We start from the raw sequence: 605 nt of genomic DNA on the forward strand, positions 1-605 counted from the left end.
AACCACCTGGTCATCCGGTACGCCCGAAAGCGGGATTGGGCGGTAACGCATTGCAAGCAGTGCCTGCACGAAGTTCATTGGCATGTAGCCCGACGAAGCATTCAGGAAGAACAGGCCCTTTACCGGCTGGTCCCAAAGCTCCTCGGTGGAAGTTAGAACGCGGTCCCACCGGGGACGCTCTTCCGACGCTGGCTTTCGATCCAGCACCGAGACACCAAGCGTGGTGTCAATATTTTCGCCATCAATAATTAAATAAGTAAGCGGATCCATTTTGATACTTTCAATGGGTGGGGCAAAAAGCCCCACCCATGTAATTGAAATTTGTAGTTGAAGCCTTGCGCCTAAGCGATTTAAGACTTCTTCTTTAGAGTGGCCAAGCGAGCCTCAATTTCAGACTGCTCGTCCAAGTTATCCAGTTCGTCGAACTGGGACGCGAAAGAATCAGCTGCGAGTTCTGCGCGGCCCTGAGCCATCGCTTCTTCACGGCGAATCTGATCCTCAAAGCGGGAAAGCTCCGAAGTGGGGTCAAGCACGTTGATTGAGCTAACCGTATCCTGCAACTTCGCCTGAGCGGCTGCCGTCTTCTGACGGGCCACAAGCTCATC

Annotated in this window: 1 protein-coding gene and 1 pseudogene; both read right to left on the reverse strand. The window is 53.2% G+C overall.

Annotated elements, in window-relative coordinates; genetic code table 11:
- Nucleotides 1–270, reverse strand: a pseudogene (locus HMPREF1627_RS00325) (nuclease); the annotation flags it as partial.
- 80 nt (nucleotides 271–350) lie between these two features.
- The coding region (locus tag HMPREF1627_RS00330; protein WP_034499905.1) for a PspA/IM30 family protein at nucleotides 351–605 on the reverse strand (255 nt) is incomplete at its 5' end.

The organism is Actinomyces sp. S6-Spd3, from assembly GCF_000758755.1.
In the GTDB taxonomy this organism is placed as follows: Bacteria; Actinomycetota; Actinomycetes; order Actinomycetales; family Actinomycetaceae; genus Pauljensenia.